Raw genomic sequence first — 13,118 nt, 5'->3', positions numbered from 1 at the left:
CTGCACCTTCGCCGCGGGCGGCATCAGCGGCCGCTTCGATGTCGACCGACCTTCGCTCCGCCCTGCCCGAGCGACCGCAACGCGAACTTTGCGGGCTTTCGCTGCGCGATGTATGAAGGTCCGGTTCAGCCGGATATACTTACAAAACTGTTCCAACTTTCAGTAGCGCGGTTTGCCTACCGATCAGCCATTGGGATAAGCAAGCAATATGACCGTTCGAGACCTAGATGACGCCCGCCCGCGACGCGGGCGGCCCCCGGCACAGGAAGCCGGTCAAGCTGAAGAGCGCATCCTTGAAACGGCGACAACCCTGTTTCTTGCCGACGGCTTTGGCCGGACCACGCTCGATGCCGTTTCCAGAAAATCGGGCACCGGAAAATCTGCGGTATACCGTCGATACCCGGACAAGGAGGCGCTGTTTGCCGCCGTGGTGCATCGGTCGATCCAGGCGATGTTCACCCCGCCGAAGGTGGCTCCGGCATCGGACCGGATGCAGGATCGGCTCCGCTCGGCCGGGATCGCGCTGGTCGAAAACCTACTGGAGCCACGGTGCATCGCGCTGATGCGGATCACGGCCGCCGAGGCGGAGAACTTTCCCGGCCTGGCCGAGATGGCCTACCGGACAAGCTTCGACGGATCGGTGCGATATGTAACAGCGGCGCTCGCACACGATGCACCAAGTGAGAAACTGAGGCGTGCCGCGGAACGGTTTGTCGAAATCGCAGTCCAGCCCCTGTCGTTTCAGGCCATTTTCGGCCACTCCCCTGCTGTCCTGCGCGACAGGGCCGAGGCGGATATCGAGGACGCCATCTTGCTTCTCGGAGCCAAGGGCCTGCTTGCCGATCCGGATCGCCCGGGCTGAGGGAACGATCCGGTCCGGTTGCCGTTCTCCCTGTAATGGACTATATCGTCCATTAACCTGGAAACGCGAGACGACCGGAGGCTTCATGACCGAGGCAATCACCACCTACGACATCAGAACCTTCTACATCGGGGCCCTGCATGCCCTGCGCTCCGCCAGCGAACAGGGCGAGGCGGCGGCGGACCATCTGAGGGACAAGGCACAGACCGAAGCGGTGCAGTCCGCCATCAAGGACTACGGGACGACGGCGAAAGCGCACAGCGATCGGATCGCGTCACTACTCGACGCACTCGGTGAAGCGCCCAACGACTTCGCGGACCGCATCATGGAAGGCATCGGAAACGGCACGCAGGAAATGATGCGCGCGGCGCACGAAGGACCGGCGATCGATCTGGCAGTGCTCCGGGGCGGCCGCACCGGGGTGCAATATTTGCGTGATGGCTTCGCCAGCCAACCGGTGATGTGCAGATCGATCGGGCTGGATGATCAGGCGGAGGTCTGGGCCGGGATGGCCGATGAGTGGCGGGAACTGAAAGATCGCATGAACGCGATTTCGGCCGGGCTGATGGACCGGGCAACGTCGGGACGGTCCGACGCGGCCTGATGGGCTCCAGGAGACCCCGATGACCGCGTGGCCTCGCAAGGGCCACGCGGTCCTTACTGCGATGGGAAAGACAGAATGACAGCGGCCGCCGAAACCGAAAAAGATGACCGAAGCCTCTCCGATGAGGACAAGCACCGGCTGGTTCTGATCTACGGAATCCTCAGCCGAACGTATCCAACCTTCGAGGAGACCGACGATCCGTGGATAACGAACGGTCTGTCCGCGACGCCGTTTCACACGCTTGTCTCGACCTGCCTGTCCACCATGACGGTGACTGCCCGCGTGGTGAAGGCCTGTGTGCCGCTCTATGAAAAGGTGTCGAACTTCGAAGACCTGGCCAGCATCGGCGATGACGAGTTGCGGGAAATCATCAGACCGGTCGCACACTACAACCGCAAGACCGATCTGGTGAAGCGCATGGCGCGCCAGATCATCGACGAGCATGGCGGAGAAATCCCCCAGACCCGCGATGAGCTGATGGAGCTGCCCGGCGTCGGTCGAAAGGTCGCCGACATCATGATGAACTTCGAATTCTCGGAAGACAGCATCGCCGTCGATACCCATGTCCTGCGTGTTCTCAATCGCCTCGGCATCGTGAACACGACCTCAAGCGACAAGGCGGCCGACATTATCAACACCGAAACGCCACCCCGCTTCAAACGCCATGCGCACGAATGGCTAATTCAGCATGGAATGAAGATCTGCGTCTCACGCCGCCCCAAATGCGACGATTGCCGCCTGACGCAGCATTGCGACTACTACGCAGAACACGCATGCACCTGAACCATCGCATGACAGATGCGGAGATGTGCGCAGACGGCGCGCTGGCGGAATGGGTCAGCGCCCACCGGACGGCGAGCCCGCTGGTGCAGTTCATGAACAAGGCCGTGGTGGGGTAACGTTCTTGAACATCTCCCATCCACCCATTCCGCGCGGCAAGATGCTAGTCCTTCTCGCTGAAGACCTGCGCCTAGAAGACAATCTTGCATTCGCCATAGCGTCAGACCCGGGCCGCGACGGGTTCGCCGTGTTGCGCGTTCAGCCAGAGGCGCGTGGACGGCCGCTGCGCACGCGGCATAGGCGTGCGATCGAAGACGCAGCCGAGGCGCGCATCGGCGAAGAACTGCTGCACAGTAGGATTCCCTTCGAGGTTTTGGGGCCCCACGACGACACATCGCTCGTGACGGCTTGCCGCCGATTGGGATGCACGTCTGTCATTCGCAATGCTGCTGATGGGATGGCGGCAGAGAACGCCTATCGGGTCGGATGGGAGCAGGAGCTGCACTCCGCACACATCCCTTTTCTGACGGTTAATGGTGAGATGATCCGCCGCGTTGGTCCTGGCGGCGCCAAACCGGACCAGCCATTTCTATCTGACGATCAGGCTGTCGGGCAGGAAAAGTTGTCCGACGATCATCCTATCCGGCTTCTGCGGGACTTCTTGCGGGTTCTACCCGAACGAAACTACCTTGCCGACATGTGGATCCCTGGCCGCGACCGGGTCAGCACCAGCCAGCTTTCGACCCATTTTGCCGCCGGAACGCTTTCAAGCCACCGTGCAGAATGGGAAACCGCAAAGGCGGAAAAGCTCTGGCACGCTGCAAATCCTGAGAGGTCACGTTCAACCGAAGGGACGTCTTTCCGGCACTTCCGTAGCAGGATCGCCATGAGAACCGATTTCCTGACCATGTTCTCCCGGTATCAGGACAAGCCATCGCGCGCTTCCCTGACGCCTGCGCAAAGCGAACGACTCAGCGCTTGGCGGTTCGGAAATACTGGTATTCCGATGCCTGACGCCGCCATGCGGGAACTGGGCGCGACAGGCTGGATCAACTTCCGGCTGCGACAGCTGGTTACCTCATATGGTATTCAGCTGCTCCAACTGCCCGCCGTAGAAGTCGGCGCAGCCTTGGCCGAACTGTTCGACGACTATGAGCCCGGCATCACATGGCCGCAGGTGGCGCTGAACGATGGCACATTGATGCAGGAGCGGGGTCCACGGATCCTCAATCCTGTCAAGCAAGGCAACGATCTTAATCCATCCGAGGCGTATATCAGGCATTGGGTTCCCGAACTGCACTCCGTTCCGGCTGGCTTCGGGCACGAGCCGTGGCTCTGGTTCGACAATCCGTTGCCTGCTCCGTTGATCGATCACAAAGCGGCATTCCGCGACGCGCGCGCCAGATGGGGCAAACGGGACCAAGTGTTCATGTCACGCGACGATGTCCTACGCACGCACGGTTTGTCCTGAAATCTCCTGCGTCCTCCGCACATTTCAACACGAACCGTGGGAATCGACTTGAGCAAACACGGCTTTCCGCCCTCTACGTCGAAGATGCCGCAACTGCGAATGGCAAAAAATTACCATCGCTTGCGGCAATCCGGACAAAATCCTCTGGTTAGAATGGGATGTCAAATAGGGTCGATATCGCCGGTGACAGAAACGACTGAGTTCTGGCCGCTGGACGCGCCAATGCGGTCGTTCACTGGCGACTAGGTTACGGTCCGCTGTGCGGGACAGAACTGCCTTTCCTCAAGCAGCCCTGAACGTCTTCTTTGGTTTCTGAGCGCGATAAAGCTAAGGATTTGACCTACCATCGTAGCATGCGAACGCGAGCTTATTGCCGTCCGGATCACGAACATAAGCAACATAAAATTTGTCGCCGTATCTTTCTGGACGAAACCCCGGTTGGCCTTCTTCTCGCCCGCCGCACTGTATAGCCTGTTCATATAGATCATCGACTAATGATGCAGTTTGCACTCGAAATGTGGTCATCGCTCCGTTTCCGACGTTGGCAGGATTTTCATCGTAAGGGTAGCACGAGAAAAAACGTGGAACTGTCTCATCATCCCGGTCGCCCCAAGACGCGACTTGCTCATTTTCATAACATGGAGATAACCCCATAGTGTCAAAAAGTGGGTTGTAGAAATCCTTGGCACGCTTGAGATCACGTGTACCCACCATCGTGTAGCCAATCACGGTATTCACTTTCCTCTGCCTACTCGCCGGAACATTCCGCTAGTGACTGCTTTTTTGCTTAAGAGCGGTTAGGGCTTGGCGAAAACTTAGTTGACGTTGATGAGTATAGCACGCATCCGGCCACAGCGCAGCATCAAGCACTTTGGGCTCGGCCTGCACCTTCGCCGCGGGCGGCATCAGCGGCCGCTTCGATGTCGACCGACCCTCGCTCCGCCCTGCCCGAGCGACCGCAACGCGGGACAAAGCGACCAGTTATGATAGATCGGTCGTCCGTTGAAATCCTGCGACGTATCTGTTGCCTGACAACACTTTGGCCTTGAGTGAGGAATTTGAAATCCAAGTCGCGATGTCCGGTGTCATTTCCCCAAGAAACGTAACCTCACCTAAATGAGCCACTGCGTGGAGATCCTTCATCTCTGGCCAATTCATTGACGTGTTGTGATGTCCGATCCATGCGTCTGGATCGACATACTCCACAACAGCGCGGGCGATCAGCATGTCTGGATTAACAAAAAACCGATACGACAAAACGCCGGCATGACCTTCTTCATGAACGCGGGCAGCCAATGCCTTGGTCGCCAATTCAAAGCTATTTGCCGTGGAAAGAAGTTCGTATTGGTTTAGAATTATTAAGCCGTTTTGGTTCATGGGAAAATTATAACTAACTTGGCTCAGACAGGCGAGCACAAACTTCTCCGTAGTGTAGATTTGGGCTCTCAGTCAGCTTTCGCCGCGATAAACACGAATGACCCCTCCTGGACACAAACCCCTTACCAGAACCAGCGTGCCAAATATGGTTGATTTCGCCGGTGACAGAAACGTATCAGTTCTGCCCAAAAGGTGTCTTGTTGGGCGTCTCTGAAATCGCACTGATCAGCACGTCCACCAAAGCCGATGCCGGAGCGGGTTTGCGCACAATCGGTGCTGCCAAGCGTCTTATAAATCCTTCATCGGGCTTTGCGTGGCCGCTATGAAGGACGAGGGGAATCTCCATGTCGACAAGTCGTAATGCGACAGCCTCGCAGGTGTTAGCGCCGAGGTGAACATCGAGCACGGCACAGTCGATTGCGACCGGCTCGCCCGGAGCCGCGACTACAGCGTCGATCGCTGCCATCGCTTCAGCTTCCGAATGCGTAGGACCAAGAACACTCGCGCCGGCATCTTCGAGCGTCATTTCGAGATCGAACGCGATCAGCGGTTCGTCCTCAAGCACGAGGATCGTTCGTCCGCTCAAGCCTGCTCGCATGGAGATCGTACCTCCTTAACCATTACACGCCAACAACCCGCGACGCGTCCTTTCCAACTTCAAACCAGCTTATTTTGTTCACACCGCCTCGATACGCTGGGTATGTTTGTGTCGCTTGAACTCAGTTGATAGCTTGGCGAGCGGTCCGGCCTGCAAGGGGCGCGAAAAACTGGGGTTTGCATTGACCAAGAGACGACAAGACAGCGAAGGCGGACATCACCTGGCAGGCCGCTTCGGGTCGCCCGCCGCGATCAGTGACGCCAAACTCGGAGAACTCATTCGCGACAGCGCTGTAGACTACGCGATCGTGACGATTGCGGAGGACGGCACCGTAACCTCTTGGAACGAGGGGGCGGAGCGCATTCTGGGTTGGACCGAGGCGGAGATCACCGGGCGCTCGTCGGAACTGTTCTTCACGGCCGAGGACAATGCGCAACATCGTATGGCGGAAGAGATGCGTGAGGCCGCCGAGACCGGACGGGCCACGGACGAACGGTATCACATGCGTCAGGACGGAACTCGCTTTTACGCGCATGGCATGATGATGCCGCTTCGCTTCGCGGATACGCACGACGATGCCGAAAATGATCCAGCTCCTCCCGGGTTCCTCAAGATTTTTCGTGACCAGACACAGCAACACGAGGCCGAGCTGCGGGTCCGGGAACTCGAGACCAGCGTGGCTTCCGTTCTGCGTGCATCGGGGACGATCGGGCTCTATCGCTTCGATCCTGTCGCCGGGACGGTATGGGCAGATGCGAGTTGCGCGCAAATGTTCGACCTCGATCCGGATACGCTACAGGCGGGGTCAAGCGCGGACACTTTTTTCGCCCGCATCCATCCCGATGATCTGGATCGCGTCTCGGAAGAACAGCGACGCACATCGGAGATCGGTGGGCACCTCGACGTGACCTTTCGGGTAGAGCACGAAGACGGCGAGGTCCGTTGGATCAACGCCCTTTCGGATCTTGGAGGTGAAGGCGACACCAACGGCAAGGCCGTTGAACCGCGCATCCGATCGGGAGTCATGGTCGATGTCACCGAACGCCGTCGGGAAGAGCGACTGCGCACCGCCGTATTGGAAGTAGGAGACGGATTGCGAGAGCTTGACGACCCCGTCGAAATGGCGCGGCTCGCAGCAGAGGTCATGGGACGGACGCTCGATCTGTCACGTGCGGGACACCTGGACCTCGACCCGGACGGGGATACCCTCACCATCAGTGCGGACTGGACATCGCGCGGCGCGACGAGCCTCGTCGGTCAGCACAAGTTCAGTGACTTCGGGTCCTGGATCGAAGGCCTGCATCGCGGCGAGACCGTGGTGATTCAGGATACGCATGGCGATCCCTACATCCCTAATCCCGCGCCTCTGGCGGCCATTTCCATCCGATCTCTGATAAACATCCCACTCATGGAAAACGGCAAGCTCAAGGCCGTGCTCTTCGTCAACGACGACCGTCCGCGGGAGTGGACCGAGTCGGAACTCGATTTCATGCGCGCGGTGTTCGACCGGACTTACGCGGCTATCGAGCGGGCGCGTGCCGTCGAGGAGCGCGAGCTGATGACCCGCGAGTTGGCGCATCGGATGAAGAACGTGCTGACCATCGCTCAGGTGGTCACGGGGCAGTCACTGCGTCATGCGCAGACACTGGACGATGGGCGTACGCAGGTCGCCGCCCGCCTCTCTGCGCTTGGACGGGCGCAGGACATGCTGACGGGCAAGGGGTCCTCGCAGGCCGATATCCGGGCGGTGATCCTGGCCTGCATGATGCCTCACCTGACGGTACCGGAGAGGCTTCGCCTAGAAGGGCCACCGCTCAAGTTGGACGAGCAGCAGGTTCTGGGCTTGTCCTTGGCGATACACGAGCTGGCGACCAATGCAGGAAAGTACGGCGCGCTATCGGTGCTTGAAGGTTACGTCGATATCAGGTGGACGCTAGACGACAGCCACAATTTTGAATTGATCTGGCGCGAAATCGGAGGCCCCGCGCCGGAAGCGACTGACGTGACCGGCTTTGGGTCCACGATCCTCAACCGGGTGACGGGAAGTTACTTCGGCGGGAGATCAGCCCTGCGTCTCGAACCTGAGGGTGCCGTTTTTTTCATTGAGGGACGGTTGGATATCGCGGTCGGTCGGGATGATAAGCAAGCCGATAGTTGAAAAGAGCTCCAACTGTTATGGCGGTCTAAAACCCGTTGCCACAACCTGTGATCTAAAAAAGGTTGATTCCGCCGGTGACAGAAACGCCTGAGTCTTGGCAATCCTTGCTCAGTCCTCCGAGGTCAGCTGCTGCTCATCCCGGCGAGCATGGCACCGAGGGCGACCAGGTGGATCAGCATGATCGCCCTGTCGTTCCAGAGCACGCCGACGGCGAACCAGCCAAGGACGCCGACGAGGAACAGATAAAGGTTCCAAGGTGTCCATCCGAAAGCCGTTGCCGTGTAACCCATAATCTGGATGATCGACGCGACCCATTTTACGGTGAAGGCAATGCGCCCTGTCTCTGGTGAAGCCACTGTGACATCAGACGGCACGGGTCAGCCCTCCGTCGATCCGCAGGTTCTGGCCGGTCATGTAGGCGGCCCCTTCGGACGCCAGCCACGAGATCAGGGATGACACCTCCTCCGCGTATCCGTAGCGCCCCATCGGGATGCGCGTGTTCACGCGGATATTCTCGGCCGCATATTTGTCCGCATAGAGCTTGGTGAACGCAGCCAGGCCCGCACGGAACACGCCGGAGGTTGGAAAGAGCGGATCGGGTTCGAAGGCCGCGAAGGTCGAGATGTTGATGATCACACCGCCGCCCTGCGCCTGCATCAGTGGCGTGACCAGCCGTGTGGGCCGGATGACATTCAGAAGATAGATGTCCAGCCCCGTGTGCCAGTCGTCGTCCGAGATTTCCAGCACGGGGCCTTTCGGGCCATGCCCGGCGGAGTTGACCAAGACATCCACCCTGCCCCAGCGATCCTTCGCTCCTTCCACCAACGCGGCAAGGTCGTCCAACTCCTGGTTCGACCCGGTGACGCCGAAACCACCCAGTTCCTTACCCAGCGCCTCACCCTTGCCGGATGACGATAGGATGCCGACCCTGAACCCATCGGCCGCCAACCGGCGGGCCGCATCCGCCCCCATGCCACTGCCGCCAGCCGTGACCAGTGCTACCTTTTCTACTGACATCGTATGCTCCATCATTGTTCTGACTTCAATTTAGACAACCGTTGATAGGATTTCGCGCCAGAATTGATGTTGTGTGCCAGTAGGATTACTATCTCACCATGACCCAGCTTCCGCCCCTCAATGGATTGCGTGCCTTTGATGCGGCAGGCCGTCATCTCAACTTCCGGGCCGCCGCCGACGAAATGGGAGTTACACAGGGGGCAGTGGCGCAACAGGTGCGCCAGCTTGAAGCGCAACTGGGAGTGCCGCTGTTCGACAGGTTGCCGAAAGGGCTGGCGTTTACATCGACTGGACGCGGCTATCATGCCCGCGTTGCCACCGTTTTCGAGGAGTTGCGCGCGGCCACCGAGACCCTTCGCCCAGAACCGGACAAGGTGCTGGTCAGCGTGACCCCGACCTTCGCGGCAAAGTGGCTGATACCGAACCTGCCGGATTTCTCGGCCTTACACCCGAACGCCGACTTGGCGGTCTTCGCCACCGAAAGGGTGTCCAGTTTTTACGGAGACGGGATCGACCTGGCCATTCGCCAAGGCAAGCCGCCTTTCGGCGCGGCGTTGGAAGTCGTTCGACTGTTCCGACAGAAAGTCATCGCGGTCGCGGCACCCTCGCTCGTAGCGGAGCATCGCTTGCCGCTCGACCTGGAGACCTTGTCACACCTGCCGAAACTGCACGATGCACATGATCTGTGGCCCGCATTTCTCAAGCAGTTCAAAGTCGAAAATCGGGGTGGACATGGCTTGCGGTTGAGTCAGACTGCCTTGGCAATGGACGCCGCCCTCTCGGGTCAAGGCGCGGCCCTCGTCAGCAGCTTTCTCGTGCGCCGCGACATCGCTGAAAAGCGCCTTGTGCAAATCCACCCGGAGGCCCTTTCCGGAGAGCAAGATTTCTACTTGCTGGCCGAGCGCAGTCAAAAGCGCAGGTCGTCCGTCCAAGCCGCGTTCGATTGGTTCGCATCGAAAGCTGAAGCCGACGCATGACTTCGTGTTTTCGCAGTAGGGTGGACACAAACCCCTTGCCAGAACCTGCGGGCCAAATACGGTCGTTTTTGTCCCCGCGCCCTACCCTACCGCAAATCAAGCTGTTGATAAGGACAAAAACCCAGGCCAAAACCTTTGGGGTTTTGGGACGTTTATGGCATACTTGATGCATGATCATTGGATACGCCCGCGTCAGCACAGACGACCAGAATCTCGAAGCCCAAACCGATGCCTTGACGGAGGCCGGTGCCAAGCGTGTGTTTGCGGATAAGATCGGGTCGTTTGCGGGAGAGTGTGAAATCCTACGCTAAGCCGATACCGGTCACTCGGACAGCGCGCGGCGAAGGCTGCCGAAGAGCCCCTTTCAGTGATCGGATCGAGCGTCTTCATACGATGCTGCGAAGTAACCAAACTGCCGCGACGCCGGTCAGCATGGTCAGCGGCAAGCTCCGCGACCCAAGCGCAACCACCAAGGACAATGCGGCCGCGCTCCATTCGGGAGGGCCGGCTTGGACGAGGATGATAGATAATAGAGCCGCGATGAGACAGCCGGGCAGGGCCCGGAGGGCCCGCGCCCATGGGCCGCTCGATGGAATACGCGCTCCCAGAAGATAGCCTCCCAAACGGATTGCGAAGGTTCCAACTGCCAGCCCGGAAATAACGACAAGATGCTCATTCACGGCGGCACCACCCCGCAAATCCCGCACCGGCAATCGCACCCGCAAGTAGACCCCACGACGGATCGAACGGCAGGAGGAGAGCAAACGCACCGGCAATCGCGACAGATACGATCCAAGGGGAGAGGCTTTGAGGCCCTCGCCACAAGCTCGTGAGCAAGAGGATGAACGCGGCGGCAAAGGCGAAATCCAAGCCGCTATCGCCCAACTCCGGCAGAGCTTGCGCGAACCCTGCGCCGATCGCGGTCGCGACAACCCACACCGTGATGAGGCTGGTGCCGCCCCCGACGAGATACCAGTAGCCCGCCGGCGTGCCGCTGTTCCGGGTCGCATGCATCAAGACCCAGTTTTCGTCCGAGGTCAGATGAACGCCCAACACGATCTGCCAGGCTGGCCGACCATCAAGGTCGTTTCGCAAGGACGCCGTCATCAACAAAATTCGGAGGTTGAGCGCAAGCCCGGCAACGACGGCCAGAAGCGGCCCGCTATCCGTCGAAAGCCGTTCCAGCGCAACAATTTGTGCCGAGCCCGCAAAAACGAGTGCCCCCATAAGCCCGGTAGACCACGCACCCATCCCTTCGCCCGCAGCCAAGAGGCCGAACGCCAAGCCGTAGACAGCAACGCCCAGAGAGAGCGGTACAATGTCCAAAAGCGCCTTGGAGAATTCAGATCGGTCCGGCGTGCGGCCGTGTCTCATCCGACTGGACATTGTACCGAATTCCCTCTTGACGAACGTTGTTCGATAAAGTGAACATTCGAGTAACGTTCGTCAAGGCGAACGATAGGACGAAATATCGGATACTCATGACCCCAAATACCATTATAGCCAACGCCATCCGTCGCGAGAGAGAAGTGGCCCAGCTCAGCCTTTCCGCTCTCGCCGCGAAGGCCGGTCTCGCCAAGTCCACGCTGTCCCAGTTGGAGACGGGAAAAGGAAACCCCAGCGTCGAGACCCTTTGGGCCATCGCCACGGCGCTCGACGTAACCTTCAGTTCTCTGTTCGATAGCGCGTCCTCGCCACAGGCGATCATTCGTGCGTCAGACGGGCTCGGCCTGCATTCGGATCAAGCCGACTACGCTGCGGTCCTTCTGAACAAATGTCCGCCGGATCGACGCCGGGACCTCTATCGCGTTGCATTGAGCCCAGGGTCCGTTCGCCGCTCCGCCCCCCACCCGGCGGGCACCATCGAACACGCGGTCCTTTGCCACGGGTCCGTGCGGATCGGCCCCGACGACGAGACGGTCGAGATCGGGCCAGGGGATTACTTTCGGTATCCCAGCGATGTGGTCCATTCCTACGAGGCGCTTGGCGGACCGTCCTTGCTGCTGCTCGTTATGGATAGCGTGCGCTGACATGGGGCCGGACATCGCAGAAACCGCTTCCCGTCGTGGGTCATTCATCGCTGCCTGTATAGGCAGTGCGTTGCTGTCGCTCCCTTACGGCACGACCTTCCTTTTGGCGCTGTCGGTTACTGAAGCGGGGGGCGAGGCGGTAACCGCCGGTCTCGTGATCTCCGCGATGGCACCGCCAACTCTTGTGGGGGCTCACCTCTCGGGCCGTCTCGGCGACAGGTTCGGCCTGAGGCGAACGATCGCACTATCCGGCATCCTTATGGCGTTGGCGACACTTGGATTCGCGATCGGTCAGGGACGTCTAGAGTTCCTTCTTCCGTCGAGCGTCCTTCTGGGGCTCGGATGGGGCATGTTTTACCTCCTCGCGCCGGTGGCGGTCTCCGACACGAGTACGGCCGAGACTGTCGGCTATCGGTTGGCGATCCTGTCGGGTTCCATGATGGCCGGGCTGGGGGCATCCCCAATCATCGGCCGAGGGTGGAGCGCCTCGGGATACCCACTCGATGCCGCATTCCTGACAGCGGCGATCGGCTCTCTGATCGGCGCGATCCTGATCCATCTGGCCTTGCGAACGGATCAACCGGCGACTGGGGTCTTTCCCATGCGTGTAACGTGGCCAATCCTACGCCGGATTGTCCGATCACCGGTCATCGTGCCGATTTCAATGGTCGGTCTTGGTGGAGCGATGTTTGGAAGCCTTTCGAGCTTCCAAAGCGTCTACGCGGCATCGCGCGACCTCGACTACGCGATGTTCTTCATCGCCTTCCTCGGAGCGACCATTGGCTGCCGCTTGTTCGCGGCACGACTGGTCCTGAACTATGACTTTCGACTGACCGCAGCTCTGCTCTACGGGCTCGCAGCACTTGCTATCGGGTCCTTTGCGCTCTTGGTCGGTGGTTCGCTCGCCTACGTAATCACATCTGCGGTGCTAGGGGTCGGGTACGGGCTGAGCTACTCTGTGGTGAACGCCTGGGCCGCCGCGAGGAGCCCTGATGGTCTGGTCCGGCAAACTCTTCTCGTCTTTGGCCTATGCTACTTCGTCGGCTCGCTGGGCTTTCCATACATCGCCGGAATAGCCATCGGCGCGATCGGCGTGGAACCCATGCTGGGCCTCCTCGCTGGCCTACTCTTGATCAATATTTTGCTCGCGCTCGCACAGCGCGGCCGGGGATGATGTTTCGCACAGCGTACTGTACCAAAAAAGAAGTTATGGGCGCGATTTCATTCGTTACTCGAAATACAGG

At 59.6% G+C, this 13,118-nt stretch carries 17 protein-coding genes; 10 read left to right on the top strand and 7 right to left on the bottom strand.

Annotated elements, in window-relative coordinates; genetic code table 11:
• Positions 1-208 precede the first annotated feature (208 nt).
• From PMES_RS13815 to PMES_RS13800, 5 genes are all read left to right on the top strand, one after another.
• Complete coding sequence (locus tag PMES_RS13815) at positions 209-862, top strand: TetR/AcrR family transcriptional regulator (protein WP_201289007.1); 654 nt, start codon at positions 209-211, stop codon at positions 860-862.
• Between the two features lie 85 nt (positions 863-947).
• Positions 948-1,466, top strand: coding sequence for a DUF892 family protein (locus PMES_RS13810; RefSeq protein WP_159966316.1), 519 nt, complete (start codon positions 948-950; stop codon positions 1,464-1,466).
• Between the two features lie 75 nt (positions 1,467-1,541).
• Positions 1,542-2,249 (top strand): endonuclease III domain-containing protein, encoded by a 708-nt coding sequence (locus PMES_RS13805; RefSeq protein WP_159966315.1) that lies wholly within the window; start codon positions 1,542-1,544, stop codon positions 2,247-2,249.
• Positions 2,240-2,365 (top strand): hypothetical protein, encoded by a 126-nt coding sequence (locus PMES_RS16875; protein ID WP_268892424.1) that lies wholly within the window; start codon positions 2,240-2,242, stop codon positions 2,363-2,365. Before PMES_RS13805 ends, PMES_RS16875 begins: the two co-directional genes overlap by 10 nt.
• A 5-nt stretch (positions 2,366-2,370) precedes the next feature.
• Positions 2,371-3,717 carry an FAD-binding domain-containing protein gene (locus PMES_RS13800; protein WP_159966314.1) on the top strand — a complete coding sequence of 449 codons (1,347 nt, stop codon included), beginning with the start codon at positions 2,371-2,373 and terminating at the stop codon, positions 3,715-3,717.
• 327 nt (positions 3,718-4,044) lie between these two features.
• On the opposite strand, the gene PMES_RS13795 is transcribed toward PMES_RS13800, so the two are convergent.
• From PMES_RS13795 to PMES_RS13785, 3 genes are all read right to left on the bottom strand, one after another.
• Entirely contained in the window at positions 4,045-4,455 is a 411-nt protein-coding gene (locus PMES_RS13795; RefSeq protein WP_236549812.1) for a VOC family protein, read from the bottom strand.
• A gap of 243 nt (positions 4,456-4,698) precedes the next feature.
• Entirely contained in the window at positions 4,699-5,094 is a 396-nt protein-coding gene (locus tag PMES_RS13790) for a hypothetical protein (RefSeq protein ID WP_159966313.1), read from the bottom strand.
• Between the two features lie 175 nt (positions 5,095-5,269).
• Positions 5,270-5,692: a response regulator gene (locus PMES_RS13785; RefSeq protein WP_159966312.1), complete on the bottom strand. Its 423-nt coding sequence runs from the start codon at positions 5,690-5,692 to the stop codon at positions 5,270-5,272.
• A 115-nt stretch (positions 5,693-5,807) separates the two neighbouring features.
• Between PMES_RS13785 and PMES_RS13780 the strand changes: the two genes are divergently transcribed.
• Positions 5,808-7,850, top strand: a complete 2,043-nt coding sequence (locus PMES_RS13780; RefSeq protein WP_159966311.1) for a PAS domain-containing sensor histidine kinase — start codon at positions 5,808-5,810, stop codon at positions 7,848-7,850.
• Between the two features lie 122 nt (positions 7,851-7,972).
• On the opposite strand, the gene PMES_RS13775 is transcribed toward PMES_RS13780, so the two are convergent.
• Together PMES_RS13775 and PMES_RS13770 are read right to left on the bottom strand one after the other, a co-directional pair.
• Positions 7,973-8,224: a DUF6552 family protein gene (locus PMES_RS13775; RefSeq protein ID WP_159966310.1), complete on the bottom strand. Its 252-nt coding sequence runs from the start codon at positions 8,222-8,224 to the stop codon at positions 7,973-7,975.
• Complete coding sequence (locus tag PMES_RS13770; RefSeq protein WP_159966309.1) at positions 8,214-8,867, bottom strand: SDR family oxidoreductase; 654 nt, start codon at positions 8,865-8,867, stop codon at positions 8,214-8,216. The genes PMES_RS13775 and PMES_RS13770 overlap by 11 nt, the downstream gene beginning before the upstream one ends.
• 98 nt (positions 8,868-8,965) lie before the next feature.
• Between PMES_RS13770 and PMES_RS13765 the strand changes: the two genes are divergently transcribed.
• Together PMES_RS13765 and PMES_RS13760 are read left to right on the top strand one after the other, a co-directional pair.
• On the top strand, positions 8,966-9,844 hold the full coding sequence (locus PMES_RS13765) for a LysR substrate-binding domain-containing protein (protein ID WP_159966308.1): 879 nt from the start codon (positions 8,966-8,968) through the stop codon (positions 9,842-9,844).
• A gap of 170 nt (positions 9,845-10,014) precedes the next feature.
• Positions 10,015-10,155: a recombinase family protein gene (locus PMES_RS13760; protein WP_438943244.1), complete on the top strand. Its 141-nt coding sequence runs from the start codon at positions 10,015-10,017 to the stop codon at positions 10,153-10,155.
• Between the two features lie 75 nt (positions 10,156-10,230).
• Here the strand turns inward: PMES_RS13760 and PMES_RS13755 are convergent, their stop codons facing one another.
• A complete protein-coding gene (locus PMES_RS13755) occupies positions 10,231-10,524 on the bottom strand; it encodes an AzlD family protein (RefSeq protein ID WP_159966307.1) in 294 nt (97 codons plus the stop codon).
• Positions 10,517-11,230, bottom strand: coding sequence for an AzlC family ABC transporter permease (locus tag PMES_RS13750; RefSeq protein WP_159966306.1), 714 nt, complete (start codon positions 11,228-11,230; stop codon positions 10,517-10,519). The genes PMES_RS13755 and PMES_RS13750 overlap by 8 nt, the downstream gene beginning before the upstream one ends.
• A gap of 95 nt (positions 11,231-11,325) precedes the next feature.
• Here PMES_RS13750 and PMES_RS13745 point away from each other — a divergent pair, with 95 nt between their 5' ends.
• Together PMES_RS13745 and PMES_RS13740 are read left to right on the top strand one after the other, a co-directional pair.
• Positions 11,326-11,874 carry a helix-turn-helix domain-containing protein gene (locus PMES_RS13745; RefSeq protein ID WP_159966305.1) on the top strand — a complete coding sequence of 183 codons (549 nt, stop codon included), beginning with the start codon at positions 11,326-11,328 and terminating at the stop codon, positions 11,872-11,874.
• Positions 11,804-13,048: an MFS transporter gene (locus tag PMES_RS13740; protein WP_328809165.1), complete on the top strand. Its 1,245-nt coding sequence runs from the start codon at positions 11,804-11,806 to the stop codon at positions 13,046-13,048. The genes PMES_RS13745 and PMES_RS13740 overlap by 71 nt, the downstream gene beginning before the upstream one ends.
• The last annotated feature ends 70 nt before the right edge of the window (positions 13,049-13,118 follow it).

This window comes from Profundibacterium mesophilum KAUST100406-0324, from assembly GCF_009835145.1.
Taxonomy (GTDB): Bacteria; Pseudomonadota; Alphaproteobacteria; order Rhodobacterales; family Rhodobacteraceae; genus Profundibacterium; species Profundibacterium mesophilum.
This window is presented reverse-complemented; position numbering and strand designations above follow the sequence as displayed.

Bases quoted from the DNA above. Each gene is read 5' to 3' on its own strand.
- PMES_RS13790 (WP_159966313.1), bottom strand. From the start codon at position 5,094: ATGAACCAAAACGGCTTAATAATTCTAAACCAATACGAACTTCTTTCC.
- PMES_RS13815 (WP_201289007.1), top strand. From the start codon at position 209: ATGACCGTTCGAGACCTAGATGACGCCCGCCCGCGACGCGGGCGGCCC.
- PMES_RS13810 (WP_159966316.1), top strand. From the start codon at position 948: ATGACCGAGGCAATCACCACCTACGACATCAGAACCTTCTACATCGGG.
- PMES_RS13745 (WP_159966305.1), top strand. From the start codon at position 11,326: ATGACCCCAAATACCATTATAGCCAACGCCATCCGTCGCGAGAGAGAA.
- PMES_RS16875 (WP_268892424.1), top strand. From the start codon at position 2,240: ATGCACCTGAACCATCGCATGACAGATGCGGAGATGTGCGCAGACGGC.
- PMES_RS13770 (WP_159966309.1), bottom strand. From the start codon at position 8,867: ATGTCAGTAGAAAAGGTAGCACTGGTCACGGCTGGCGGCAGTGGCATG.
- PMES_RS13805 (WP_159966315.1), top strand. From the start codon at position 1,542: ATGACAGCGGCCGCCGAAACCGAAAAAGATGACCGAAGCCTCTCCGAT.
- PMES_RS13785 (WP_159966312.1), bottom strand. From the start codon at position 5,692: ATGCGAGCAGGCTTGAGCGGACGAACGATCCTCGTGCTTGAGGACGAA.
- PMES_RS13750 (WP_159966306.1), bottom strand. From the start codon at position 11,230: ATGTCCAGTCGGATGAGACACGGCCGCACGCCGGACCGATCTGAATTC.
- PMES_RS13765 (WP_159966308.1), top strand. From the start codon at position 8,966: ATGACCCAGCTTCCGCCCCTCAATGGATTGCGTGCCTTTGATGCGGCA.
- PMES_RS13760 (WP_438943244.1), top strand. From the start codon at position 10,015: ATGATCATTGGATACGCCCGCGTCAGCACAGACGACCAGAATCTCGAA.
- PMES_RS13740 (WP_328809165.1), top strand. From the start codon at position 11,804: ATGTGGTCCATTCCTACGAGGCGCTTGGCGGACCGTCCTTGCTGCTGC.